The organism is Pseudomonas sp. C321, from assembly GCF_055407105.1.
The window spans coordinates 81,921-105,389 of sequence record NZ_JBUZRB010000007.1 but is presented as its reverse complement, the minus strand read 5'-3'; the positions used below and the strand labels follow the sequence as shown (position 1 = coordinate 105,389).

Here is a 23,469-nt window from a genome sequence, read left to right as displayed (position 1 = left end):
AATTGCCATCATTTACTGCTTGGCCACTGTCTTGCTGATTTTCAAGTAGTCCAGCAGAATCCGCCCGGTCTCGCTCAGGTAGGCATCATCTTCCGGCTTGGTTTTTTCAGGCTCGGTCGGCAGCGCATCTTCATCTTCTTTCTTCAGTTCCTTGAGTGGATCTTCACCCTTGGCCTTGCGGCGGGTGTTCTCCAGTACAAGTTGCTGATTCTCGATGTCGCTGTGCTGCGCGCGGCGATCCACTTCATTGAGGCTGACGGTTTTCTCGGCCATCAGCTTCTTGGCCAGGGCCAGCTTGTCGCGGATAAACACGAACTCGGCATCCTTGGCGGAGCGGGCGTCATGTTCGTTCTTGAGTTGGGTCAGGAAGGGCTTGAACGGGTCCGATGCAGGCTTGATCGCAGGACGGATGGTGTCCCATGGCATGGCCTCGGGCAGGGCGCTCTCGCCGATTTCCTTGGTGTCGATGATCGACGGGAAATCGATATCCGGCAGTACGCCCTGATGCTGGGTGCTCTGCCCGGAAACCCGGTAGAACTTGGCCAGGGTCAGTTTCAGTTCGCCATGGTTCAGCGGCTGAATGGTCTGCACGGTGCCTTTGCCGAAGGTCTGGCCGCCGATGATCAACGCGCGGTGGTAGTCCTGCATCGCGCCGGCGAAAATCTCCGAAGCCGACGCCGAGAGGCGGTTGACCAGCAACGCCATCGGCCCTTTGTAGAAGGCACCCGGGTTCTCGTCTTCGAGCACGTCGACACGGCCGTCAGCATTGCGGACCAACACGGTCGGACCCTTGTCGATAAACAGGCTGGTCAGCTCGGTGGCTTCCTGCAAGGAGCCGCCGCCGTTGTTGCGCAGGTCGATGACCACGCCGTCGACTTTCTCTTTCTGCAGTTCGGTCAGCAGCTTCTTGACGTCGCGAGTGGTGCTCTTGTAGTCAGGATCACCGGCGCGGAACGCCTTGAAGTCCAGGTAGAAGGCCGGGATTTCAATTACACCGAGTTTGTAGTCCTTGCCATCCTGCTTGAGGTTGAGCACCGATTTTTTCACGGCCTGGTCTTCAAGCTTCACCGCTTCACGGGTAATCGAGACGATTTTGCTGGTCTGGTCGTTTGGCGCGTTGCTGTGAGGAATCACTTCCAGACGCACCACGGTGCCTTTTGGCCCACGGATCAGCTTGACCACTTCGTCCAGCCGCCAGCCGACCACGTCGACCATCTCTTTGTCGGCCTGGGCCACACCGATGATCTTGTCAGCCGGAGCGACCTGCTTGGTCTTGTCCGCCGGACCTGCCGGCACCAGGCGCACGATCTTGACCTGATCGTTGTCGCTCTGCAGGACGGCACCGATGCCTTCCAGGGACAGACTCATATTGATATCGAAATTTTCCGCGCTATCTGGTGACAGATAATTGGTGTGCGGGTCGTAGGACATCGCAAAGGTGTTGATGTAGGCCTGGAAGATATCTTCGGCACGGGTCTGATCCAGACGCGCCAACTGATTCTTGTAGCGCTTGGTCAACAGCTCTTGAATCGCTTTAGGTTCTTTACCGGCGATCCTCAAGCGCAGGACTTCATCCTTGACGCGCTTGCGCCACAGGTCATCCAGGGCGGCGGTGCTGGTCAGCCAAGGGGCGTCCTTGCGATCCACCAGCAAGGTTTCCTTCTGGGTGAAGTCGAGCTTGTCGACGCCTTTGTTCAGCTCACCCAGGGCGAAGTCCAGACGCGCTTTGACGCGGTCCAGGTAACGCTTGTAGATGGTGAAACCGGGCTGCAAATCGCCGCTTTTGAGGAAGTCGTCAAACTGCGTCTTCCACTTGTCGAACTCGGCAATATCGCTGGCCAGGAAGTAGCTGCGCGAGGGGTCCAACAGCTTTAGGTAGCTGTCATAGATGATCACCGAGCGCGCATCGTCCAGCGGCGGTTTGCTGTAGTGGTGACGCTTGAGCAACTCGACGACGTTAAGGCTGGCAATCACCTCGTCGCGATCAGGCTGAAGTTTGTCCCAGCTGTTGGCTGCGAACGTATTGGTCGACAGTGGCAACAGGCCGAGGCCAATGAAAAGAGCGAGGGCGGTGCTGGGGAACAAATGCTTCATGCTGATTCGACGCGGGGGCAATTGATAACGCATATTAGGCCGTCTTTGAAGTCGCCGGTTCCATATGGGCCGGTCGCATAATGCAAAAAGCCCGACGCTACAGCAACGGGCTCAGTCCAGACTCACTATGGAGGCACTGTGAAAGCATTGCAAGGCGTTGACGGTCATGTGGAGTGGCTTGAAGAACCAAGTCCTACGTGCGATGTAGGGCAAGTGCGCATTCGCGTGGCGGCTGCTGGATTAAATCGGGCCGATTTATTACAACGATCGGGGCTTTATCCGCCACCGCCCGGCGCGAGCCAAGTGCTGGGCCTGGAGTGTTCCGGAGTAATCAGTGAAGTCGGTGCCGGCTCGTCCTGGCAGATCGGTGAGCGGGTTTGCGCACTGTTGGCCGGTGGCGGGATGGCCGAGGAAGTGGTGGTCGACGCGCGGCATGTGCTGCCTGTGCCGGAAGGTTTGTCGTTGATCGAAGCGGCGGCGTTGCCGGAGGTGTACAGCACCGCCTGGCTCAATCTGTTCCAACTGGCGGCTCTCAAGCCTGGTGAAAAGGTACTGTTGCATGCTGGCGCCAGTGGCGTGGGCTCGGCGGCGATCCAGCTGTGCAAGGCTTTTGGCAGCCCGTGCTGGGTCAGCGTCGGCTCGGCAGAGCGTCTGGCGTATTGTGAGGGCCTGGGCGCCCAGGGCGGTGTGGTACGTACTGATGGTATCGAGAGCCTCAATGACTTCGGCCCGTTCGACGTCATCCTCGATCCGGTGGGCGGTAACTACGCTGCGCTGAACCTCAAGCTATTGGCCCGCGACGGTCGTTGGGTGCTGATTGGCCTGATGGGCGGTCGCGAGGCCCAACTGGACCTGGCCCAAGTGCTGGCCAAGCGTGTGCAAGTGCTGGGGTCGACCTTGCGCAGTCGTGATGATCAGTTCAAGGCCGATTTGTTCAGCGATTTGAGCCAGCATGTCTGGCCGCTGTTTGCCGAGGGGCGCTTGAGCCCGCAACTGGCCAAGACATTCCCGATCAAGGATGCCGAAGGGGCGTTTGCCGAATTGGCGACCAACCAGATTTCCGGGAAATTGGTGTTGGTGATCGACGAAACCTTGAAGTGACCCACTAATCGAGAACCGAAATTATTGTGGCGAGGGGGCAAGCTCCCTCGCCACAGGGGTTTTCAGATCCAGTGATGAATCGGCCAGCCCGCCTTTTCAGCCTGCTCACGCAACACCGGGTCCGGGTTCACCACCTGCGGATGATCCACCTTGAGCAACAACGGCAAATCATTACGCGAGTCGGAATAGAAGTACGCGCCTTCCAGGCTCTCGCCTTCTTTCTCCAGCCACTCCAGCAAGCGGGTGATCTTGCCTTCGCGGTAGGTCAGTACACCCACCGTATTACCGCTGTACACGCCATGTTTGACTTCCAGCTCAATTCCCAGCACTTCATCAATGCCGATGCGCGCCGCAATCGGCGTGACCAGATGGGTACCCGAGGCTGAAATCACCAGGATACGGTCGCCGTTCTTGCGGTGTTGGGCGATGGTCTTGGTGGCATCGCTGTAGATCAGCGGCTCGATGATGTCTTCCACCCACGGCTCAACCAAGTGCTCGATTTCTTCCGGGGTGCGGCCAATCATCGGCTCCAGGCTGAAGTCCATGAAGACCTCCATGGCCAACTCGCCCTTGCTGTAGGCGTACATCAGTTCGTTGTTCTTGCGCATGAACGATTCCGGGTCGACCCAGCCCAGCCGGCCCATCTGCTCGCTCCAAAGGCTCGCGCAGTCGCCGTGGATCAGGGTGTCGTCCAGATCAAAAATTACCAAAGCCATCAGTCTTTCTTCCTCAAATCGTCTGAATCCTCAATCCCTCAGGCTACCTCACATAGAGCGCTGGGATCGATGGAGAGTGCCAAGCGTACTCCGTCAGGGTGCAAGTCGTCTGCCGAACGGTTGAGCACGTCCACCACCAGTTCCACTCCTCGGGCTTCGACGCGATAGCGGATCACGTTACCCAACAGGCTATGGCTGCGCACTAGAGCGTCGAGTTTACCACTGCGACTTAGCTCAATGGATTCCGGGCGAATGGCTATGCGCCCAGTGATGGGCCGCTGCAAGAGCTTGCTGGCCTTGTCGGCGTCCAGCAGGTTGTAGTTGCCGATAAAGCCGGCGGCGAACACGTCAACCGGCGCGGTGTAGAGGGTTTCGGCATCGCCGCTCTGGACGATCTTGCCCTGGTTCATCAGGAAGATGCGGTCGGACATGACCAAGGCTTCTTCCTGATCATGGGTGACGAAAATCGTCGTCAGTCCCAGTTCGCGCTGGATCTGGCGGATCTGCTCGCGCAAATGCTTGCGAATCCGTGCATCGAGGGCCGACAGCGGTTCATCCAGCAACAGCAGGCGCGGGCGAGTGACCAGCGAACGGGCCAGGGCTACGCGCTGGCACTGGCCGCCGGACATCTGGTGCGGATAGCGGCCGGCGAGGTCTTTCAGTTCCACCAATTGCAGCACTTCCTGCACGCGCTTGTGGCTGTCGTCGGCGTTGACCTTTTGCATGCGAAGGCCGAAGGCGACGTTTTGTTCCACTGTCATATTGGGGAACAGCGCGTAGCTCTGGAACACCATGCCGATATGACGCTTTTGCGGGCTCAACGGGACGATGTCCTGGCCGTCCAGGAGAATTTGCCCACTGTCTACCGACGTCAGGCCGGCGATGCAACGCAGCAGCGTGGACTTGCCGCAACCTGAGGGACCGAGCAGCGTGACGAACTCGCCCTTGGCGATTTCGCAATTGATGTCGCTGAATACTGGGGTCCCGGAATAGCCTTTTTGCAGATGCTGGACGCTGACGAAGCTCATTGGCTTTTGTCCTTGTTCAAGATGTTGGCGGCCCAGGTCAGCAGCAGCACGAAGAAGAAATAGGAGATCACCAGAGCGCTGGTGAAATGGCCGCTGCCGTTACGCATGTTGTTGAGGTACACCTGCAGGGTTTCGTAGCGGGTACCCACCAGGATGTTGGCGAAGACGAATTCGCCGAACAGGAACGAGAACGACAGCAGCAGCGCGACCATCAAGCCCTTGCGCAGGTTCGGCAGCACCACCAGGAACGCCGCCTGCCAGGTACTGGCGCCGAGCAGTTGCGCGGCATCCATCAAGTCTCGAAGGTTGATGGCCTGCAGGTTATTGGTGATCGCCCGGTACATGAATGGCAACGCCACGGTGAAGTAGCAGCCGATCAGAATCCACGGCGTGCCGACCATGGCAAACGGCCCCGAGCCATACAGCTGCAACAGCCCCACCGACGACACCACCGGCGGCACCGCGAAGGGCAGCAGGATCAGGATGTTCATCAGCGCGTCGAGCCGGGGAAAGTGGTAATGCACCACGAACAGCAACGGCAGGATCAGCACCACCGACAGGATCAGCGCGCCGACACAGACCAGCAGCGATTGGCCAAAGGCATTGAGAAAGCGCGGGTCGCTCCACAGCTGCAAATACCATTTGAAGGTAAAGCCTGAGGGCAGGATGGTCGCCGACCAACTGCTGGAGATGGAATACACCAGGGTGCCGAGCAGCGGCAGTACCAGGATCGCAAACAGTAGATAGACCACTACCCGATGGTAGAGGGCGGCCGACCCGGCTTCAGCGCGAGACATGGTAGCTCCTCTTGAGCAGCAGTTGGTGCACCACGGTGATCACGGTCATCAGTGCCACCAGCACTACAGCCAGTGCGCTGGCCATGTTCGGGTCTAGGGAGATATCGCCGGAAACCATCGCCGCGATACGGATCGGCAGCACGTTGAAGTTGCCGGTGGTCAGTGCATACACCGTGGCGTAGGCGCCCAGGGCGTTGGCCAGCAGGATCACGAAGGTGCCCAGCAGCGCCGGCGCCAGCACCGGCAAGCCGATATGCCGCCAGAACTGCCAGCCGTTGGCCCCCAGCAACGCGGCAGACTCGCGCCAGTCTTCGCGCAGGGCGTCGAAGGCGGGGTAAAGCAGCAATACGCCGAGGGGAATCTGGAAGTAGGTGTAGAGAATGATCAGCCCGGTCTTGGAGTACAGGTTGAAGTCCTGAATGATCCCGGCCTGCTTGAGCATGATGGTGATGCTGCCGTTGAACCCCAGCAGGATGATGAAGGCAAAGGCCAGGGGCACGCCGGCGAAGTTGCTGGTCATATTGGCGAAGGCGGTGACGAAGTTGCGCAGCGGCCCATCCACCCGCCGCAACGAGTAACTGCCCAGTACGGCGATGATGATGCCGAATACGCTGGAGTAGAAACTGATCTCCAGGCTGTACTGGATTGCCTGCAGGTAGAACTTCGAACTGAAGATCTTGGTGAAGTTGGCCAGACCCCAGCCGAACTCTTCCGATTGCAAGCTGTTGACCAGCACCCAGAACAGCGGCGCGATCTGGAACACGATAAAGACGATGGCAAAGGGCACCAGACACAAGGCAGCCAGCCACTTGCCACGGATCACTGAATTCACGTCAACAGCTCCCGGCACACAGGTTTGTCATGGGCAACGCCGAGCAGGGCGCAGACGGTGCCGCACAGTTCGGTTTGTTTGGGGCGGGCCAGGGGATCGAGACTGAACGCATCGCCCAGGACAAACAGCGGTACTTCGCGCTCTTCGGGTAACAGGCCGTTGTGGGAGCGGTCGTTGTTCATGCCGTGGTCGGCGGTCACCAGCACCTGGTAACCGGCATCGAGCCAGCCTTGCAGGTAGTCGGCGAGGATGATGTCGGCCGAGCGCGCACTGTTGCGATATTGCGGGGTGTCGAGGCCGTGCTTGTGGCCGGCATCGTCGATGTTCATCGGGTGCACCACCAGGAAGTTCGGTGCGTGTTTGAGACGCAGGTGCTCAGCGTCGGCAAACAGGTGGGAATCCGGGTAGTGGTCATTCCAGTAGAAGTGCCCGTGCTGGATCGCCAGTGACTTGTCGTCGGTATGACGATCCCGTGCGGCGTTGAACGGCGAGCGGTTATACAGCTCGCTGACCCAGTGGTAAGCCGCCGCCGCTGTGGTCAGGCCCGCGTCGGTGGCGTAATGAAAGATGCTGCGCTGGTTGGACAGGCGCGAGACGTTGTTGTGGACGATGCCGCTTTCAATCGGTGGCACACCGGTGAGGATGCATTCGTACAGCGGCCGCGACAGGGCCGGCAGTTCACATTCCAGTTTGTAGAGTGCTGCGCGTCCTGCGCCGATATAAGCCTGAAGATGCCCCATGGCATGCCGGGCAACCTCGTAGTTCAGGCCGTCGAGCACGACAAGGATGACGTTGTGCTTCATAGGGGTTGGGACTCCGCGACAAATGGACTTGATTCGGTTTGGCTGCAGGAACCGGATCAAAGATGTGGGAGCAGGCAAACCTGCTCCCACACTGACCGCGCTCCTCTTTTAGGTTTCAGTGGGCCTGAAGCCTTATTGCATATTGATGATGACTTCTTCCTGCCATTTCTGTGGCAGTGCCTTGGAGGTTTTCTCCCAAGCGTCGGCATCCTTGATCGGTTGTGGATTGGCGGCGGTGTATTGCTCGGAAGGGATCAGGTTCTTGGCAATGTCGGCAGGCAGTTTCAGGTCCGTTTCAGCACGAATCGGGCGGGCGTTACCGCGCGCCAGATTGAGTTGGCCGGCATCGCTGAAAATGTATTCGCGGGTCAGCTTGGCGGCGTTCGGGTGTTTGGCGTATTTGTTGATGATGGTGGTGTAGCCCGATTTCACCGAACCATCGGAAGGGATCAGCACCACGTAGTCATCCGGGTTGGCCATCTTGGCCTTGTAGCTCAGGCCGTTGAAGTCCCAGACCACGCCCACTTCCACTTCACCTTTTTCCATGGTGGCGATGGTCGGGTTGGCCAGCGACAGGCGACCTTGCTTGGCGATATCGGCAAACATCAGCAGAGCCGGCTGGATGTTCTTTTCGTCGCCTTTGAGGGCGATGGCTGCTGCCAGTACGCCGTTGGCAGCCTGGGCCGCAGTGCTCACATCACCGATGGAGACCTTGTATTTGCCGGTCTTCAGGTCGGCCCAGCGTGTGGGTACGTCGGAGCCGTGCAGCAGTTTTTTATTAACAATGAAAGCGATGGTGCCGGTGTAGGCCAGAGCCCAGTTGCCGTCCTTGTCTTTCGCCCAATCCGGAACCTTGTCCCAGGTGCTCGGCTTGTACGGTTGGGTGACGCCTTGTTTCACCGCAATCGGACCGAAGGCCGCACCGACGTCGCCGATGTCGGCGCTGGCGTTGTCTTTTTCCGCAGCAAATTTGGCAACTTCCTGGGCCGAACTCATGTCGGTGTCGATGTGCTTGAGGCCGTAGGTCTTGGCCAGGTCTTCCCAGGTGCCCTTCCAGTTGGCCCAGTCATCGGGCATGCCGACGCTGTTGATTGCACCTTCCGCTCTCGCGGCGGCTTCAAGGGTTTTCAAATCGGTATCAGCAGCCATGGCGGCGGTGCACATGGCAATGGTCGAGCCTAACAGTGATGCCAGGAAAAGCTGTTTCATCCGAAGCTCCTTTGGGCGTTTTCAACGCTGCGTTTTTATCGACGTTTGCGGTTGTGTTGGTCTAGGTCAGCAATACCTGAGCCAATTTAGGCCCGATGGATGACAGTTTCATGTCGGTGTCGTTTTTTGCTGCCCTGTACAGGCGGTTTCCGGGTAAGCGTAGACCATGCCCAAGTGCCCGTAAGCCTTGGACTTGGCCGATGTCTTGCAGGTCTTGTGGAAGAGCGTCGCAAGGCGCTGTCATCTGTCGGTCATGTGCAATGCCTAGGCTTGCTCGCAGTGAAAGTGACGAATTTCAGGGATGTTTTTTGCACCCAGACAGTGCTGGTCTAGTCCAGATAGGTAACGTTGATGCGTGATGAGGCAACCAAAGCGGTGACGACCATTGGCCTGGCGCTGCAAGAGCAGATCGACCACGGCCTGCTACCGCCCGCCAGCAAACTGCCCGCCGAGCGCAAACTCAGCGAGTTGTTTGGTACCACCCGGATTACCGTGCGGGAAGCCTTGTTACAACTTGAGGCCCAGGGGCAGATTTATCGCGAGGAGCGCCGGGGCTGGTTCGTCTCGCCGCCCAGGCTTGCGTACAACCTGATGCAGCGTAGTCACTTTCACGCCATGGTCAGCGCCCAGGGCCGGGTGCCTTCCACTGAAGTGATTTCGGCGCGCCTGCAACCGGCTTCGGCGGCGGTGTGTGCGTGGTTGCAGCTGCCGGCGTTGTCCAGCGTGATTCAGATTTGCCGGGGGCGCAGGATTGATGGGCGGTTGGTCTTGTATGTCGAGCACTACCTTAATCCGCAATATTTTCCGGGGATTCTGGAGTGTGATTTGAATGAGTCGATGACTGAGTTGTATGCGCGCGATTATGACTTGCACTACGGGCGGGTGCGGTTTGAGATTGTTCCCACGTCTTTGCAGGTTGAAGCTGCGGCGGCTTTACGGGTGTCTGTTGGGAGTCCGGGATTGCGGATTGCTCGGGTCAATTACGATCAGCATGAGCGGTTGATCGACTGTGACCTTGAATTTTGGCGCCATGATGCGATTCATGTTGGGGTAGATGTGGTCTGAGCGCTGGCCTGGAGTTTGCGGTCTTCCGGGGGGGATACATATCCGTTGCTGCGGTAACGGCCACCTAGGGTTACGGCCTTACGGCGTGTCACTTTCGAAAAACCGGAGTGCCGGCCCTGACGAAAGTAGCCAAAGCGCTGCTACCCTACCTATCGGTGCCTCGCCTAGGCTCGGCGTGCCCTCACTCCGGTTTTATGGGTAGGCAGATTAAGAGCCAGCGCCATCTGCTTTTCTGTAGGAGCGAGGGACGCCTAGTTCTTGCTCGCGAAGAACCTGAGGGCGCCGCGGTGATTCAGGAAACCAGCGTCATCGTTAACGACCATCGTCGGAACGCCGCCCGGAGCAAGCTCGCTCCTACAGTGGGCAGTGGGCATGGGATCTGCTCTTGCTTCTCACCACTCAGGTCGGCTACCAGGCCGCCGTGCTTTTGCTTTTGATCTTAGGCGCCCCGTTAACCACGATGGCTGAACGCAGGTATTGAGCCGTGGGTAAACCGGCAGGACGCCGGTTTAGCCGCGCTGGGCCAAGGATGGCCCATCGCGGCGGCCCACGGAGCAATGCCGGAGTGAAGGCATGCCGAGCCTAAGCGAGGCACCAAGTGGTGGGGCAAGAGCGCTTTGGTTACTTTGCCGCTTTTGCAAAGTGACACGCCGTAAGGGCGTAACCCTAAGCCGCCGTTACCGCAGCAACGGATATGTCCCCGCAAAATCCCCCACCCCTCAAGGCCGCGCATTCTCATACAAATAATCCGTAGCCAACGAAGCCAGCGTCCTCACCCCCACCACCAGCGCCGACTCATCCACAAAGAACCCCGGATTATGATTTGGCGCCGCCTTGCTCATATCCTGATCCCGCGGTGTCACCCCGAGGAACACAAACAACCCCGGCGCCTCCTTGGCATAAAAGGAAAAGTCCTCGGCCCCGCCTACCAGCGGCCCCTGGACCACATCACCGTTGGCCGCCCAACGCAGGCTCGGCAGCATCTTCTCCGTCAGTGCCGGGTTGTTGATGGTCGGATCGTACTTCTCAATGATCGTCACCTCAGCCTTGGCGCCGCCACTTTCAGCAATCTTCTCCACGGTCTGGCGCACATCCGCATGCAGTTTCTGGCGGATGCCATAGTCGTAGGAACGAATGGTGCCGCTCATCTCCACGGACTCGGGGATGATGTTATAGCGGGTGCCGCCATTGATCGTGCCGATGCTCACCACCGACGGAAACGAAGAAATATCGGTACGCCGGCTGACCACCGTTTGCAGGCCGACAATGGTTTGCGCGCCCACGGTGATCGGGTCGATACCGTCCCATGGTCGTCCGGCGTGGGTCTGTTTGCCGAGGATCTTGATGCGCAGGTCGTCAGAGCTGGCCAGGGTCGGGCCCGGGCGATAGGCGATGCGACCGGCGGGAACGCCTGCCCACACATGCAGGCCGAACACCGCGTCTGGCTTGGGTGATTTCATCACGCCTTCTTGCACCATCATCTTCGCGCCCCAGGTGTTTTTGCCGTCGGGGATGAAGTCGCTCGGACCTTCTTCAGCAGGCTGGAAGTAGAACACCACGGTGCCGGGCAGGCGGTCGCGCATGCCAGTGAGAATTTTCGCCGTGCTCAGCAAGATCGCGGTGTGGGCGTCGTGGCCACAGGCGTGCATTACGTCGACCTCCTTGTCCAGGTACACGCCTTTGGCTTTCGAGGCGAAGGGCAGGTCGGAGACTTCCTTGACTGGCAGCGCGTCCATGTCGGCGCGCAGGGCGACGGTCGGGCCGGGCAGGGCGCCTTTGAGGATGGCGACCACGCCGGTGCGGGCGACGCCGGTTTTTGCTTCCAACCCCATCTCCCGCAGTTGCTTGGCCACAAGCTCGGCGGTGCGTTTTTCGGTGTTGCCCAGTTCGGGATGGGCGTGGATGTCGCGCCGGGTTTCCAGCAGGGCCGGCTCGAGAATTTTCGCCTGGGCGGCGATTTCTTCCCGGGCGCTGTCCTGGTCGCTGCTGGCGGCAATCACCGCACTGCTGGCGACGCCACAGAGCAGGCCTAATACCCATTGATGTCTAAAACCGGTTAATCGCATAGGGACTTCTCCATGATTATTGTTGTGGGTCCGCGGCCGTCTGGTAGCGCTTACTCTTTCTCCTGGGCACCACCCGCCGCCGTCACCACCTGCACACTCAAGCGCGGTGTCGCCAGGTCCAGCCCGGCTTCGTCCAGGTGCCGCTTGAGGGACAGGTTGAATGCCCGCGACACTTCCCACTGCTTGATGGGCGCGGTCTTGAAGCGTGCGCGAAGAATCGCGCTGCCGGACTCGAAACTTTCCACCCCCTGGATCTCCAGTGGCGACCAGATGTTGCGGCGCTGCAGCGGATCGTTGCGCATTTTCTGGCCAACATCGCGCATCAGCTTGATGGCGTCGTCGATTTCCATGTTGTAGGGAATGGCCACCCGGAAGATCGCGTAGCCGAACTCACGGGAGTAGTTCTTGATGCTTTTGATTTCACTGAACGGGATGGTGTGGACAATGCCGTCGATATCCCGCAGGCGCACGGTGCGGATAGTCAGGCCTTCGACGGTGCCGAGGTGGCCGCCGACGTCGACGTAGTCATCAATGGCCAGGGAGTCTTCGATGATGATGAACAGGCCGGTGATCAAGTCCGCCACCAGGGACTGCGCGCCGAAACCGATGGCCAGGCCGATCACGCCGGCACCGGCGAGCAGCGGCGTGACGTTCATGCCCATGTTCGCCAATGCGACGATGGCAGCAATGATAAAGATCGTCACGAACAGCACGTTACGAATCAACGGCATCATGGTTTGCGCACGGGCGTTGGCCAGGCCTTTGCGCGAATGGGTCAGGGCGTGGTGGATCGCGGTGTCGCTGAGGATCCAGATCAGCCAGGCGAACAGCAGCGTGCCGGCGAGACCGAACAGCTTGACGCTGACTTCATGGCCATCGCCTTCGGTAAAGCGAATCAGCGACAACCCCCAGACCCGCAGGCCCAGTTCGATAAACACCAGCCACACCAGCAGATGGACGAGGGTGTAGACGAAGCTTTTCAGGCGCTCGGAATACAGCGCGTGGCGTTTGTGCCCGCGCTGCGGCTTGAGAGAATGACGGCGCACCAAGCCGTTGATCACCATGCACAGCACCAGCAACACCGTGCAGAGCAAGGATTGGCGCAGAGCGGTACTGGTGTCGCCCGCGGAGACGAAGGTGGCAAACAGCGAGATGCCTACCAGTAGCAGCGCGGGCAGGTACCAGAAGGTGCCGATGATTGAGAGGGTGTCGCTCAGGGCGCGGCGGGTCAGGCGCCGGGACAGTGGCTGGTTGCGGATCAGGTGGGCGATGGGGCGGCGAAAGCGCAGGATGAACACGCCGGTGGACAGCGCGGCCATTACATTGGCGATGGTCGCAGCGGTGTGGGCCAGGTGCGCACCCAGGCTGTCGGTCAGGCGCGGGTCGCTAAGGGCTTCGCCGAAGGCAGCAAAGCTGCCGATCAGCCACAGCGGGCGAAAGGCCTGGTGGCGCAGGATGTACAGTGCCCGACGGCGGTGTGGGCCATCCAGTACGGAAAACGCTACTACGCAGATCGCCGAGAAACAGGTGCCCACCACCAGGGCGTAGGCCAGCACCATCGCCAGGGATTTGCCCAGGGACGACGGCAGCGCGTAGCTCAGGTAAACGGTGATCACCAAGGCGATCAGCCACGGACCTAGTTTGCGCAGGGCAAAGCGCAGTATGTCCCAGGTTTTGGGGTGTTGCGGCAGTTCTTCGGTAAGGCCGAAGCGCATCCGCACCCGAGAGCTGAGCCAGATCAGCGCGGCTGCCAGCAGGCTCCAGAGCATCAGAATCATGGCAAAGCCAAAGATAATCGGCAGCCACTCACTGGTCGGCAGCATCAGCGCGGCCAGTTCATCCTTGGCCTGGTCAACCTCGCTGGACCAGCGGCTCAGCGGGCTGTTGGCACCGGAGAACTGTTGCTCAAGGCTCGCCAGGGTACCGCCAATAAGGCCGAGCACGCCTTGCTCGACGGCGGGTTGAGCTTTTTTTGTGGTCTCGCGCAGCTTCTTCAGATCGCTCAGCAGCTTGGTGCGCTGCTGGTCGTTTTCCAGGGTCTTGATGACTTCGTCCAGGGACTGCCCCAGCGGCACATCGGCCTGCGGCTGGGTTTTAGTGGTGCTGCCCAGAATGCCCGGTAAACCGACGGCCTGGGCTGGGGCCATGGGCAACAGGGTCAGCAGGCAAAGAAGCAGGCAGTACGGCAGGGTAAACAGACGGGCAAGCACGAGGCGGTCAACCTTGAAAACGACAGATTGACCGAGTGTACGAGGCGGCTATGCCCAATGCGAGTGCATTTGTTTATTCGGCGAGTTTGGCGAGGATCTTGTAAACCACGGTGCCGAGGATCAGCAGCATGCCGACCCACATGCCAAACACACCGACATTCTTGTCGCGGAAGTTGAAGCCGACGGCTAGCAGGATCATGCCCGTGAGGATAGGGATAAGCATGGCGTGGAAGGCTTGCATAGTGATCATCGGGCGACGGCCTTGTCGAAGAGGGATGCAGATAAGTCTAGGCGGGTTTGTGGGAAGTGGGGTTGATGTGAGTCAGAAAGGAGGGAGCAAGCTCCCTCATCATCCGATCACGGCAAATCGCGACTCGCGTAAAACGCGCTCAACACTTTCACCAGGTGCGCCAAATCATGGCTGCCGCACAACTCACGAATCGAGTGCATGGCAAAGGTTGGCAGGCCGATGTCCACGGTGCGCACGCCCAGGTGACTGGCAGTGATCGGGCCGATGGTTGAGCCGCAGCCCATATCGCTGCGCACCACAAAGCTTTGCACCGGTACTTCTTCGGCCATGCACAAGTGGCGGAAGAACCCGGCGGTCTCGCTGTTGGTGGCGTAGCGCTGGTTGCTGTTGACCTTGATTACCGGGCCAGCGTTGAGTTTTGGGCCATGGTTGGCGTCGTGCTTGTCGGCGTAGTTGGGGTGTACGCCGTGGGCGTTGTCGACGGAAACCAGCAGCGACTTCTGGATGGTGCGTACGAATTCATCACCTTCGGGCAGCAGGCGACGCAGGGTCTGTTCCAGCATCGGGCCGTCGGCACCGCAGGCGGAGCAAGAGCCAACTTCTTCGTGGTCGTTGCACACCAATACGCAGGTTTCTTCGGTTTCGGCAGTCAACAAGGCTTGCAGGCCGGCGTAGCACGACAGCAGGTTGTCCAGCCGCGCGCCGGCAATAAAGTCGCCGTGCAGGCCGATCACAGCCGCGCTTTGGGTGTCGTAGAAACTCAGCTCATAGTCGAGGACCACGTCGGCGTTCAGGCCATGCTCGCGGGCCAGTTGGTCGGTGAGCACGGCGCGAAAGTCCACGCGCTCGTCACCGGCAAACTGCGCGAGGATTGGCGGCAACTCGGTCTGGGCATTGATCGCCCAGCCCTGGTTGGCTTCACGGTTCAGGTGAATGGCCAGGTTGGGGATGATGGCGATAGGCAGCTTGAAGTCGATCAGTTGGCTTTCGACCTTGCCGTCCCGGCGGAAGGTGACGCGGCCGGCCAGGGACAGGTCGCGGTCGAACCACGGAGCCAGCAGCGCGCCGCCGTAGACTTCCACGCCCAACTGCCAGAAGCCCTGGCGTTGCAACTCCGGTTGTGGCTTGACTCGCAGGCACGGGCTGTCGGTGTGGGCGCCAACCAGGCGGATGCCGTCTTGCAGGGGTGAATGGCGGCCAAGCTTGAAGGCGATGATTGAGGAGTCGTTGCGGGTCACGTAGTAGCGACCATTGGCCTCGGTGGTCCAGGTTTCGCGCTCATCAAGACGCTGGAAACCAGCTGCTTCCAGGCGCTGGGCGAGGGCGGCAGTGGCATGAAAGGGGGTAGGGGAGGCCTTGAGGAAGTCGATCAGGCCTTGGTTCAACGCTTCGCGCATAAGTAGCTCCAGACAGCAATGGCGCGAGTTTACCGTATTGGCCCAGCCGATTCATTGTAGGAGCGAGCTTGCTCGCGAAAATCACCAACGATAACGCGGGTATTCTGGATTTGCGCGAGCAAGAACTAGGCGTCCCCCTCGCTCAGGTAACCGTATTTACCCTTTAGAACGGTGCAGGGCACTCAAAGCGCAAGCGCTCGCCGCTTTGCGGATGGGTAAAACTCAACATGCTTGCATGCAGGCACAGGCGCGGCCACGCAGCCAGCGCCTGCTCATGGGCGTACAAGCCATCGCCGAGCAATGGATGCCCGATGGACAGCATGTGCACCCGCAATTGATGCGAGCGCCCGGTAATCGGCGTCAGTTCAACCCGGCACCAGTCCCCGCAACGCTCCAGGACTTTCCAGAAGGTCAGGGCGTTCTTGCCGAACTCGTGGTCCACCACATGCCGGGGCTTGGTCGGCGGGTCGTAGCGCAGCGGCAGGTCGATGCTGCCGCTGTCCAGTTCCGGCTGGCCCCAGCACAGCGCGGTGTAGGCCTTTTCAGTTTCGCGGTCGTGGAACTGGCGAGACAGTTCACGGTGGGTGTCGGCATCCCGCGCCAGGAGGATGATTCCCGAGGTTTCCCAGTCCAGGCGATGGACGATGCGGGCTTCGGGGTAGCCGTTTTCCTGCAGGCGGGTGATCAGGCAGTCCTTGTTATCGTCGGCCCGGCCGGGCACGGACAGCAACAGGGTAGGCTTGTTCACTACCAGGACAGCGGCGTCCTGGTGAAGGATATGGATATTGGACAACGGCATTAAAACAGCCTCGTAACAAACGCCAACGGCGGCTCGGCCACCTCGACCCCGCATGGGGTAAAAGTGCCCGAGCCGCCGTGGCGACCGCCTTTTCGATCAACGATCAGGCAGGGTGATATTGAGTTCCAGAATCGAGCAGCTGCCGTCGTTTTCCAGAGCGACATGCACATCATCGTTGCCGATATTGACGTACTTGCGAATCACCTCTACCAGTTCCTTCTGCAAGGCTGGCAGGTAATCCGGCGTGCTGCGTTGGCCGCGTTCGTGCGCCACGATGATCTGTAGACGCTCTTTCGCTACCGACGCGGTGCTTGGCTTTTTATTGGCACGAAAGAAGTCAAGAAATTTCATTGTTTAGTTGCCTCCAAAAATACGCTCGAAGAATCCCTTCTTCTGTACATCGAGGAAGCGATGTTCCACGGTCTTGCCCAGCAAACGATCGACGGCATCGCTGTACGCCTGGCCGGCGTCGCTCTGGTCATCGAGAATCACCGGGACGCCCTGGTTGGAGGCCTTGAGCACTGCCTGGGATTCTGGAATGACGCCCAGCAGGGTCACTGCCAGGATGTCCTTGACGTCTTCAACGCCAAGCATTTCGCCTTTGCTCACACGCTCCGGGTTGTAGCGGGTCAGCAGCAAGTGTTCCTTGATTGGCTCTTCGCCTTTCTCGGCACGGCGGGATTTGCTGGCCAACAGGCCCAGCATGCGGTCCGAGTCACGTACCGAAGACACTTCCGGGTTGGTCACGACGATGGCTTCATCGGCGAAGTACATCGCCAGGTGAGCACCGGTCTCGATGCCGGCCGGGGAGTCGCAGACCACGTACTCAAAGGTTTCCTTGAGATCCATCAGGACTTTTTCCACGCCTTCCTTGGTCAGCGCTTCCTTGTCCCGGGTCTGGCTGGCGGCCAGTACATACAGGTTCTCAAGGCGCTTGTCCTTGATCAGGGCCTGGCTCAGGGTCGCTTCGCCGTTGACGACATTGACGAAGTCGTACACCACACGGCGTTCGCAGCCCATGATCAGGTCGAGGTTACGCAAGCCGACGTCGAAGTCGACGATGACTGTCTTGTGGCCGCGCAGAGCGAGGCCGGTACCGATAGCGGCGCTGGTGGTGGTCTTACCCACACCACCCTTGCCGGATGTAACCACGAGAATCTTGGCCAAGGTGTTTCACCCCTAAGGAAAAAGGACTTTCTAGCCCCTGAAAAACATCTCTTGAAACCCGCTGCAGGCGGACAGCCTGTGTAGGAATAAGCTGAAAAAGGTGCGGTTTACCGGAAGGAAACGCCACCTGCTGATTATTCCTACTCAAGTTTTGCCGTTTTCGCTGTGCTATCAGAGTTTAGAGATGCTTGGAAAATGCGGCAGTATCCGTTAAAGACGAATGATGTTCAACACATCACCCGACAGGCTGATTTGTACCCCGGCCCCCCACAGCGGATCACGGCGCAAATCTTCTGAAACCTTGTACTGGCCTGCGATGGACACTAGCTCAGCGGTCAATTGCTGGCAAAAAATACGGGCCTTGGTGTCACCCTTGATGCCGGCCAGTGCGCGACCGCGCATGGGGCCGTATACATGGATGTTGCCATCGGCGAGAAGTTCCGCCCCGGGACTGACCGGGGCGATCACCACCAGGTCGCCGCCCTGGGCGTAAATTTGCTGCCCGCCGCGTACGGGGGAGGTGATGATTTTTGTAGGCTTGATCATCGGCTCCGGTGGCTTTTCCGGTTTTTTCTTCACATCGCCTTCCCGCGGGTCGATCGGGCGCTCGCGGGCACCGGACGGTGGCAGTACTGGCAGTTCAATGGCGATGGCCGCTGCAATATCTTCAATACGGTTGGCACGAATGGCCAGGGTGCGCAGGCCATGTTGGCGGCACACACGCATCAATCCAGGCAGGTCAACCGCACCCTGGCCGGCTGGCAGTTTGTCCAGGGCCAGCACCAGTGGGGCGTTGTTGAAGAAGTTCGGCGCCAGGGCGACCTTGGCAGCGAGCTGGCGGTCCAGGGCGTCAAGGTCATTACGGGCCAGTTCCAGCACGGTAATGGCGAGCATGCTGCCTTTGAGCTGGAACACGGGATCTTGGTCTAGCGGGTCGGTTTGGCTCATGGTCGGCATTAAAGCGGCTTGTCACGAAAAGTGTCGAGACTTATAACGAGAACATCCGCAAGCCGCAAGCCGGGTCGAACCGTTGTAGAATGCGCGGCCCTTGTCTTTACCGGAATCTGTAATGGATCGCCCGCGTTTTCGAGCTGTATTTTTTCACCCGCGTTTTTGGCTGTTATGGCTGGGACTCGGTCTGCTGTGGCTGATCGTGCAGTTGCCGTATCGGGTTTTATTGGGGATTGGCCGCGTCCTGGGTGCGGGGATGTACCGGGTGGCCGGTGAGCGTCGGCGTATTGCCGCGCGAAACCTGGAGCTGTGTTTCCCGGAAAAGTCCGCCAAAGAGCGTAAACATTTGCTCAAGGAAAACTTTGCTTCCACCGGCATCGCCTTCTTCGAGATGGCCATGAGCTGGTGGTGGCCCAAGCCGCGCCTGGCGCGCCTGGCCCATGTCGAAGGCCTGGAACACCTCAAGCAGGCCCAGCTTGAAGGCAAGGGCGTTATTCTGATGGCCCTGCATTTCACTACCCTGGAAATCGGCGCCGCCTTGCTGGGGCAGAAGCACACCATTGATGGCATGTACCGCGAACACGGCAACCCGTTGTTCGACTTCGTCCAGCGCCGTGGCCGCGAGCGGCATAACCTCGATTCCCTGGCCGTGGAGCGTGAAGACGTGCGCGGCATGCTCAAGCTGCTGCGGGCCGGCCGAGCGATCTGGTATGCACCGGACCAGGACTATGGCGCCAAGCAAAGCATCTTTGTGCCGTTGTTCGGCGTTCAGGCGGCGACGGTCACTGCCACCAGCAAGTTCGCCCGTCTGGGCAAGGCCTTGGTGGTGCCCTTTACCCAGGAACGCCTGGCTGATGGCAGCGGTTACCGACTGGTGATCCATCCACCGTTGACCGACTTCCCTGGTGAAACCGACGAAATCGACTGCCTGCGCATCAATCAGTGGGTTGAAGCCTCCGTGCGCGAATGCCCCGAGCAATACCTGTGGACCCACCGCCGCTTCAAGAGCCGGCCACCGGGCGAACCGAAACTGTACGAAAAACGCCGCCGTTGATTCGTAGCCCTTAAGCACCATGGAGTGATGCAATGCGTTCAGCGGAACCGGTCACAGGCTTGATTCTTTCCGGCGGCGGAGCGCGAGCGGCCTATCAAGTAGGGGTGCTGGCGGCGATTGCCGAACTGCTGCCGCCGGGTGCAGCCAATCCATTTCCGGTGATTGTTGGCACGTCGGCGGGGGCGATCAATGCGGTCAGCCTGGCCAGCGGTGCCATGGACTTCACCGCCGCCGTCGAGCGGTTGACCGCGTTCTGGCAGGGCTTTCGCAGCCATCAGGTACTGCGCAGCGACTGGCCTGGGGTGATCCGCCAGGCGAGCCGATTCGTCACGCACAGCCTGTTGGGCCTGGGGGCGCAGGTGCCGGTGGCGCTGCTCGACAGCTCCCCGCTGCGGGATCTGCTGCTCAACAAGCTGCAACTGGAAGGCATCGACCACGCCATCCGTCACAAGCAACTGCACGCTGTTGCGGTGACCGCCTTCGGTTACGAATCGGGGCAGGCCGTGACTTTCTATCAGAGCGGCGGCGCCATCGATGCCTGGCTGCGTCATCGACGCATCGGCCTGCCCACCCAATTGACCGTTGAACACCTGTTGGCCAGTTCGGCCATCCCGTTGCTGTTTGCGCCGGTCAAGCTCGATCAGGAATATTTCGGTGATGGCGCGGTGCGCCAGTCGGCGCCGATCAGCCCGGCGCTGCACCTGGGGGCGACTCGGGTGCTGGTCGTGGGCGTCAGCGGCAACCCGCGTAGCCCTGACCCGCAAAATCCCTTGCAGCGCAGTTACACCGGTCAGGAACCGACCCTGGCGCAGATCGGCGGGCACATGCTCAACAGCACGTTCATCGACAGCCTGGAAAGCGATATTGAATTACTGGAACGCTTGAACCATTTCAGCCATCTGCAACCCGCTGACAGCGCCATCCACGGTCTGTCGCCGGTGGAAGTGCTGGTGATCGCGCCGAGCCAGCCCATCGATGAAATCGCCGCCCGTCATCGCCAGGAATTGCCGGCAGCGTTGCGCCTGTTTTTGCGTGGGCCGGGGGCAACCAAGACCAGCGGGGCGGGGGTGCTCAGTTACTTGCTGTTCGAGGCGGGGTATTGCAGCGAGTTGATTGAGTTGGGAAGGCGGGATGCGTTGGCCAAACGCGAGGAGTTGCAGCGGTTTCTGGGCCTGTCCTGACCTTCTGTAGGAGCGAGCAAGCTCGCTCCTACAGTGGGGTAAAGCGGGATTATGTTTAGAAGTGATACTTGACCAACAGACTCGCCGTGTCCTGATTGGTCTCGAACGCGCCTGAATCCTGGATTCCGTACTTGTTCTTCCAGTAGTCGTATTCAACACCGACATACAGCTGCTTTTCGCCCCAGCTCATCGCCTTGCCCAGGTCATATTTGATCTGCGGGTTGATGTGCAGGTTGGCGTGGTAAGTTCCGCGGGCGTTCTTGTCGTTGTCCACGACCCAGTCGATAAAGCCATCGATCAGCACGTTGGAATTGCCCACCGGGATGGTGTAGGCCCATGCCGGGGTGATCTGCCAGATGCCGTCACCCGGGCGATTGCCTTCGGTCTGGCGCTGGTAGAAGTTCAACTGGAAGTAGTCGAAACCAGGGATCGCCAGGTCGAAACCCGGGCCCAGCAAGTAGGACTCGTTGTCGCCTTCGCCGAACTCGTAAGTAAACGCCAACAGCACATCCTTGATCGGCCCGAATGACAGGTCGGTGTCGAAAATCTTGCCAAACGACAGGCGTGGGCTGAACTCGCCGTAGTAAGTGCTGGGGCCGACGTTGCCGTCTTCCTTGCCGTTATAAAAAATACGGTCGAGGAAGAAGAAGTTGTCACCGTACTTCCAGGCATCGGCATGCTCGAAAGTGACGGTTTGCTGGATCTGCGGGTTAACGGTGAAGTTTTTGCCCCACAGATAGGTCAGGCTGTTGTTCTGCCACTGCAGCAGATCGCCAGCAAGTGCCTGGCCCCCGGCCAGCAGGGACCCTGCCAGCATCAGGCTATTGACGGTGCGTTTCATTCGGTTGCTCCCGAGTTAAAGTTTTGTGTTTTTTTTCTAGGCAAAACGCTCTGGTTTGGCGTTTTTTTGGGTGCTGCAAAAATCGTCTGTTCGGTCAGCTTTAATGCTTTTAGCAAGAGCTGCGCCAAGGTGTTTAAAAAGCCAATAAAACCCCGTCGGCTGCGATAAACGCAGTCGAATTCAGAGGTTTTTTGCACGCTTTGGCTGCGGACATGGGGCCGGGATAAGTTGGCCTTGTAGTCAGCTTTTACATTCGCTGTTTTTTTTTGAGTTGACTTGAGCAGGCGCGGAGAATACTGGCTACCGTGCCTTGGCTCAAGTGCGCCGTTACAGAGCGCGTGGGGCGAGAATAGGGCACGGCGTGAGGCCGGCCCTGGGTGAATGGCGTGCATGGTCTTGCTCCCTGATCGTTCTTATTGTTGTTGTGACGCCGGGTGAGCTGTTTTCTAAATCAATGCTGGTGGACATGTTCAGAGGCCGCAGCCCGTTCGGCTCCGCCCAGGATGTTGAACAACAGGTTCAGCGACAACGCACTGATGGTGGCCATGGCGATGCCACTGTGGGTAATCGGGCTCATCCACAGCGGCAATTGCGCGAAGAACTCCGCACGCACCACCGGAATCAAGCCCATGCCGATGCTCACGGCTACCAGCAACTGGTTGCGCCGGTCGGCGATGTCGGCTTCCTGGAGAATTTTGATCCCGGTGGCCGCCACCATGCCGAACATGGCGATGGATGCACCACCGAGTACGGCAGGTGGAATCGATGCCACCAGGTACGCCGCCTTTGGCAACAGACTGAGGACGATCAAAAAGCCCCCGGCGACGATCGTCACCGAACGGCAGCGCACACCGGTCATCTGCACCAGGCCGATGTTTTGCGCGAAAGAGGAGTGGGTAAAGGTGTTGAAGAACCCGGCAAAAAACGATGCGCCGGCATCACACAGCAGTCCGCGCCGCAGCATCTTTGGCGTGACTTCCTGGTCGGTGATCTTGCCCAGGGCGAGGAACATCCCGGTGGACTCAACGAAGATAATCACCACCACCAGGCACATTGACAGGATTGGTGCCAACTCGAATTTCGGCATGCCGAAATGCAGCGGCGTCACCACTTGCAGCCACGGCGCCTGGGCCATGCCGCTGAGGTCGACCATGCCAATCATCCCGCACAGCCCGTAACCCACGGCCATGCCGATCAGCACCGAGATATTGACCCAAAACCCGTGCATGAAACGGTTGATCAGCAGGATGGTAACCAGCACCAACGCGGCAATCGCCAGGTAAATCGGCGAGCCGAATTGCACCGCAGCAGCACCGCCACCGGCCCAGTTCACAGCGACCGGAAACAGGGATAAGCCGATGGCTGTGATGACTGTGCCCGTCACCAGAGGAGGGAAGAAACGCACCACCTTGGACATGAACGGCGCAATCACCATGCCGAAGAACCCGGCGGCGATCGTCGCGCCGAAGATCCCTTGCAGGCCGATGCCGGGCATGCCGGCCATGGCCACCATGCTGCCGACGGCGGCGAAACTGGCGCCCATCATCACGGGCATGCGGATGCCCACCGGGCCGATGCCGAACGACTGGACCATGGTGGCGATGCCTGCCACCAGCAGGTCGGCGTTGATCAGAAAAGCGATTTCTTCACGACTCAAGCCCGCGGCTTGTCCGATGATCAAGGGCACTGCCACCGCGCCGCCGTACATCAGAAGGACGTGTTGCAGGCCTACCAGGATCAGTTGCAACAGGGGGAGCCGCACCATGGCGGGTGCGGCAGGAATCTGCGGTTCGGCTAACTCGGACATGCAACACCTCGGATCTTTTTTATTTTTGTGTTGTTCGGTATTCAATTGCCATTGGAGCTGTTCGCGACCTCTGTAGGAGCGAGCTTGCTCGCGAAAAACTC

22 protein-coding genes are annotated in these 23,469 nt (G+C 59.5%); 4 read left to right on the top strand and 18 right to left on the bottom strand.

The genetic code is table 11. The annotated features are described in order from the left end of the window. Positions 1 to 12: 12 nt before the first annotated feature. Positions 13 to 2,094 carry a carboxy terminal-processing peptidase gene (locus ACZRJ6_RS20495; RefSeq protein WP_463969734.1) on the bottom strand — a complete coding sequence of 694 codons (2,082 nt, stop codon included), beginning with the start codon at positions 2,092 to 2,094 and terminating at the stop codon, positions 13 to 15. Positions 2,095 to 2,232: 138 nt separating this feature from the next. Between ACZRJ6_RS20495 and ACZRJ6_RS20490 the strand changes: the two genes are divergently transcribed. Continuing rightward, positions 2,233 to 3,195 carry a zinc-binding dehydrogenase gene (locus ACZRJ6_RS20490; protein WP_463969735.1) on the top strand — a complete coding sequence of 321 codons (963 nt, stop codon included), beginning with the start codon at positions 2,233 to 2,235 and terminating at the stop codon, positions 3,193 to 3,195. 62 nt (positions 3,196 to 3,257) lie between these two features. Here ACZRJ6_RS20490 and ACZRJ6_RS20485 read toward each other — a convergent pair whose 3' ends face one another. The 6 genes from ACZRJ6_RS20485 to ACZRJ6_RS20460 form a co-directional block, all read right to left on the bottom strand. Beyond that, on the bottom strand, positions 3,258 to 3,911 hold the full coding sequence (locus ACZRJ6_RS20485) for an HAD family hydrolase (RefSeq protein ID WP_463969736.1): 654 nt from the start codon (positions 3,909 to 3,911) through the stop codon (positions 3,258 to 3,260). Positions 3,912 to 3,949: 38 nt separating this feature from the next. Next, entirely contained in the window at positions 3,950 to 4,939 is a 990-nt protein-coding gene (locus ACZRJ6_RS20480; protein WP_463969737.1) for an ABC transporter ATP-binding protein, read from the bottom strand. Next, positions 4,936 to 5,736, bottom strand: a complete 801-nt coding sequence (locus tag ACZRJ6_RS20475) for an ABC transporter permease (RefSeq protein WP_463969738.1) — start codon at positions 5,734 to 5,736, stop codon at positions 4,936 to 4,938. Before ACZRJ6_RS20475 ends, ACZRJ6_RS20480 begins: the two co-directional genes overlap by 4 nt. Further along, positions 5,723 to 6,568, bottom strand: coding sequence for an ABC transporter permease (locus ACZRJ6_RS20470; protein ID WP_463969739.1), 846 nt, complete (start codon positions 6,566 to 6,568; stop codon positions 5,723 to 5,725). Before ACZRJ6_RS20470 ends, ACZRJ6_RS20475 begins: the two co-directional genes overlap by 14 nt. Continuing rightward, positions 6,565 to 7,371: an alkaline phosphatase family protein gene (locus ACZRJ6_RS20465; protein WP_463969740.1), complete on the bottom strand. Its 807-nt coding sequence runs from the start codon at positions 7,369 to 7,371 to the stop codon at positions 6,565 to 6,567. The genes ACZRJ6_RS20470 and ACZRJ6_RS20465 overlap by 4 nt, the downstream gene beginning before the upstream one ends. A 132-nt stretch (positions 7,372 to 7,503) precedes the next feature. Continuing rightward, positions 7,504 to 8,580 (bottom strand): ABC transporter substrate-binding protein, encoded by a 1,077-nt coding sequence (locus ACZRJ6_RS20460; RefSeq protein WP_463969741.1) that lies wholly within the window; start codon positions 8,578 to 8,580, stop codon positions 7,504 to 7,506. A 351-nt stretch (positions 8,581 to 8,931) separates the two neighbouring features. Here ACZRJ6_RS20460 and ACZRJ6_RS20455 point away from each other — a divergent pair, with 351 nt between their 5' ends. Continuing rightward, the gene (locus ACZRJ6_RS20455) at positions 8,932 to 9,645 is read left to right on the top strand and encodes a UTRA domain-containing protein (protein ID WP_133098989.1); all 714 of its coding nucleotides are present in this window, start codon (positions 8,932 to 8,934) and stop codon (positions 9,643 to 9,645) included. A 719-nt stretch (positions 9,646 to 10,364) separates the two neighbouring features. Here the strand turns inward: ACZRJ6_RS20455 and ACZRJ6_RS20450 are convergent. The 8 genes from ACZRJ6_RS20450 to minC all read right to left on the bottom strand — a co-directional run bounded on the left by ACZRJ6_RS20450 (position 10,365) and on the right by minC (position 18,482). Then, the gene (locus tag ACZRJ6_RS20450; protein WP_463969742.1) at positions 10,365 to 11,711 is read right to left on the bottom strand and encodes an amidohydrolase; all 1,347 of its coding nucleotides are present in this window, start codon (positions 11,709 to 11,711) and stop codon (positions 10,365 to 10,367) included. A gap of 50 nt (positions 11,712 to 11,761) precedes the next feature. Next, positions 11,762 to 13,921, bottom strand: coding sequence for a mechanosensitive ion channel family protein (locus ACZRJ6_RS20445; RefSeq protein WP_463969743.1), 2,160 nt, complete (start codon positions 13,919 to 13,921; stop codon positions 11,762 to 11,764). A gap of 73 nt (positions 13,922 to 13,994) precedes the next feature. Next, positions 13,995 to 14,171 carry a hypothetical protein gene (locus ACZRJ6_RS20440; protein WP_178114425.1) on the bottom strand — a complete coding sequence of 59 codons (177 nt, stop codon included), beginning with the start codon at positions 14,169 to 14,171 and terminating at the stop codon, positions 13,995 to 13,997. Positions 14,172 to 14,278: 107 nt separating this feature from the next. Continuing rightward, on the bottom strand, positions 14,279 to 15,568 hold the full coding sequence (locus tag ACZRJ6_RS20435; protein ID WP_463969744.1) for a M18 family aminopeptidase: 1,290 nt from the start codon (positions 15,566 to 15,568) through the stop codon (positions 14,279 to 14,281). Between the two features lie 163 nt (positions 15,569 to 15,731). Continuing rightward, positions 15,732 to 16,367 (bottom strand): RluA family pseudouridine synthase, encoded by a 636-nt coding sequence (locus tag ACZRJ6_RS20430; RefSeq protein ID WP_463969745.1) that lies wholly within the window; start codon positions 16,365 to 16,367, stop codon positions 15,732 to 15,734. Positions 16,368 to 16,463: 96 nt separating this feature from the next. Then, positions 16,464 to 16,718 (bottom strand): cell division topological specificity factor MinE, encoded by a 255-nt coding sequence (minE, locus tag ACZRJ6_RS20425; protein WP_003175252.1) that lies wholly within the window; start codon positions 16,716 to 16,718, stop codon positions 16,464 to 16,466. Between the two features lie 3 nt (positions 16,719 to 16,721). Beyond that, a complete protein-coding gene (minD, locus tag ACZRJ6_RS20420; protein WP_133098984.1) occupies positions 16,722 to 17,534 on the bottom strand; it encodes a septum site-determining protein MinD in 813 nt (270 codons plus the stop codon). A gap of 210 nt (positions 17,535 to 17,744) precedes the next feature. Continuing rightward, positions 17,745 to 18,482, bottom strand: a complete 738-nt coding sequence (minC, locus tag ACZRJ6_RS20415) for a septum site-determining protein MinC (RefSeq protein WP_463969746.1) — start codon at positions 18,480 to 18,482, stop codon at positions 17,745 to 17,747. A 121-nt stretch (positions 18,483 to 18,603) separates the two neighbouring features. Here minC and ACZRJ6_RS20410 point away from each other — a divergent pair, with 121 nt between their 5' ends. Both ACZRJ6_RS20410 and ACZRJ6_RS20405 read left to right on the top strand, forming a co-directional pair. Further along, positions 18,604 to 19,539 carry a lipid A biosynthesis lauroyl acyltransferase gene (locus ACZRJ6_RS20410; RefSeq protein ID WP_149411523.1) on the top strand — a complete coding sequence of 312 codons (936 nt, stop codon included), beginning with the start codon at positions 18,604 to 18,606 and terminating at the stop codon, positions 19,537 to 19,539. Positions 19,540 to 19,571: 32 nt separating this feature from the next. Continuing rightward, a complete protein-coding gene (locus ACZRJ6_RS20405) occupies positions 19,572 to 20,720 on the top strand; it encodes a patatin-like phospholipase family protein (RefSeq protein WP_463969747.1) in 1,149 nt (382 codons plus the stop codon). A gap of 55 nt (positions 20,721 to 20,775) precedes the next feature. Here the strand turns inward: ACZRJ6_RS20405 and ACZRJ6_RS20400 are convergent, their stop codons facing one another. From ACZRJ6_RS20400 to ACZRJ6_RS20390, 3 genes are read right to left on the bottom strand one after another with little or no spacing between them, the layout of a single operon-like run. Further along, on the bottom strand, positions 20,776 to 21,561 hold the full coding sequence (locus tag ACZRJ6_RS20400) for an outer membrane protein OmpK (RefSeq protein WP_149411525.1): 786 nt from the start codon (positions 21,559 to 21,561) through the stop codon (positions 20,776 to 20,778). Further along, entirely contained in the window at positions 21,558 to 21,953 is a 396-nt protein-coding gene (locus ACZRJ6_RS20395) for a hypothetical protein (RefSeq protein ID WP_463969748.1), read from the bottom strand. The genes ACZRJ6_RS20400 and ACZRJ6_RS20395 overlap by 4 nt, the downstream gene beginning before the upstream one ends. Positions 21,954 to 22,012: 59 nt before the next feature. Continuing rightward, complete coding sequence (locus tag ACZRJ6_RS20390; protein WP_149411527.1) at positions 22,013 to 23,368, bottom strand: nucleobase:cation symporter-2 family protein; 1,356 nt, start codon at positions 23,366 to 23,368, stop codon at positions 22,013 to 22,015. Between the last annotated feature and the right edge of the window lie 101 nt (positions 23,369 to 23,469).

Bases quoted from the DNA above. Each gene is read 5' to 3' on its own strand.
- ACZRJ6_RS20495 (WP_463969734.1), bottom strand. From the start codon at position 2,094: ATGAAGCATTTGTTCCCCAGCACCGCCCTCGCTCTTTTCATTGGCCTC.
- ACZRJ6_RS20485 (WP_463969736.1), bottom strand. From the start codon at position 3,911: ATGGCTTTGGTAATTTTTGATCTGGACGACACCCTGATCCACGGCGAC.
- ACZRJ6_RS20480 (WP_463969737.1), bottom strand. From the start codon at position 4,939: ATGAGCTTCGTCAGCGTCCAGCATCTGCAAAAAGGCTATTCCGGGACC.
- ACZRJ6_RS20475 (WP_463969738.1), bottom strand. From the start codon at position 5,736: ATGTCTCGCGCTGAAGCCGGGTCGGCCGCCCTCTACCATCGGGTAGTG.
- ACZRJ6_RS20465 (WP_463969740.1), bottom strand. From the start codon at position 7,371: ATGAAGCACAACGTCATCCTTGTCGTGCTCGACGGCCTGAACTACGAG.
- ACZRJ6_RS20460 (WP_463969741.1), bottom strand. From the start codon at position 8,580: ATGAAACAGCTTTTCCTGGCATCACTGTTAGGCTCGACCATTGCCATG.
- ACZRJ6_RS20455 (WP_133098989.1), top strand. From the start codon at position 8,932: ATGCGTGATGAGGCAACCAAAGCGGTGACGACCATTGGCCTGGCGCTG.
- ACZRJ6_RS20450 (WP_463969742.1), bottom strand. From the start codon at position 11,711: ATGCGATTAACCGGTTTTAGACATCAATGGGTATTAGGCCTGCTCTGT.
- ACZRJ6_RS20440 (WP_178114425.1), bottom strand. From the start codon at position 14,171: ATGATCACTATGCAAGCCTTCCACGCCATGCTTATCCCTATCCTCACG.
- ACZRJ6_RS20435 (WP_463969744.1), bottom strand. From the start codon at position 15,568: ATGCGCGAAGCGTTGAACCAAGGCCTGATCGACTTCCTCAAGGCCTCC.
- ACZRJ6_RS20430 (WP_463969745.1), bottom strand. From the start codon at position 16,367: ATGCCGTTGTCCAATATCCATATCCTTCACCAGGACGCCGCTGTCCTG.
- minE (WP_003175252.1), bottom strand. From the start codon at position 16,718: ATGAAATTTCTTGACTTCTTTCGTGCCAATAAAAAGCCAAGCACCGCG.
- minC (WP_463969746.1), bottom strand. From the start codon at position 18,482: ATGAGCCAAACCGACCCGCTAGACCAAGATCCCGTGTTCCAGCTCAAA.
- ACZRJ6_RS20410 (WP_149411523.1), top strand. From the start codon at position 18,604: ATGGATCGCCCGCGTTTTCGAGCTGTATTTTTTCACCCGCGTTTTTGG.
- ACZRJ6_RS20405 (WP_463969747.1), top strand. From the start codon at position 19,572: ATGCGTTCAGCGGAACCGGTCACAGGCTTGATTCTTTCCGGCGGCGGA.
- ACZRJ6_RS20400 (WP_149411525.1), bottom strand. From the start codon at position 21,561: ATGAAACGCACCGTCAATAGCCTGATGCTGGCAGGGTCCCTGCTGGCC.
- ACZRJ6_RS20395 (WP_463969748.1), bottom strand. From the start codon at position 21,953: ATGCACGCCATTCACCCAGGGCCGGCCTCACGCCGTGCCCTATTCTCG.
- ACZRJ6_RS20390 (WP_149411527.1), bottom strand. From the start codon at position 23,368: ATGTCCGAGTTAGCCGAACCGCAGATTCCTGCCGCACCCGCCATGGTG.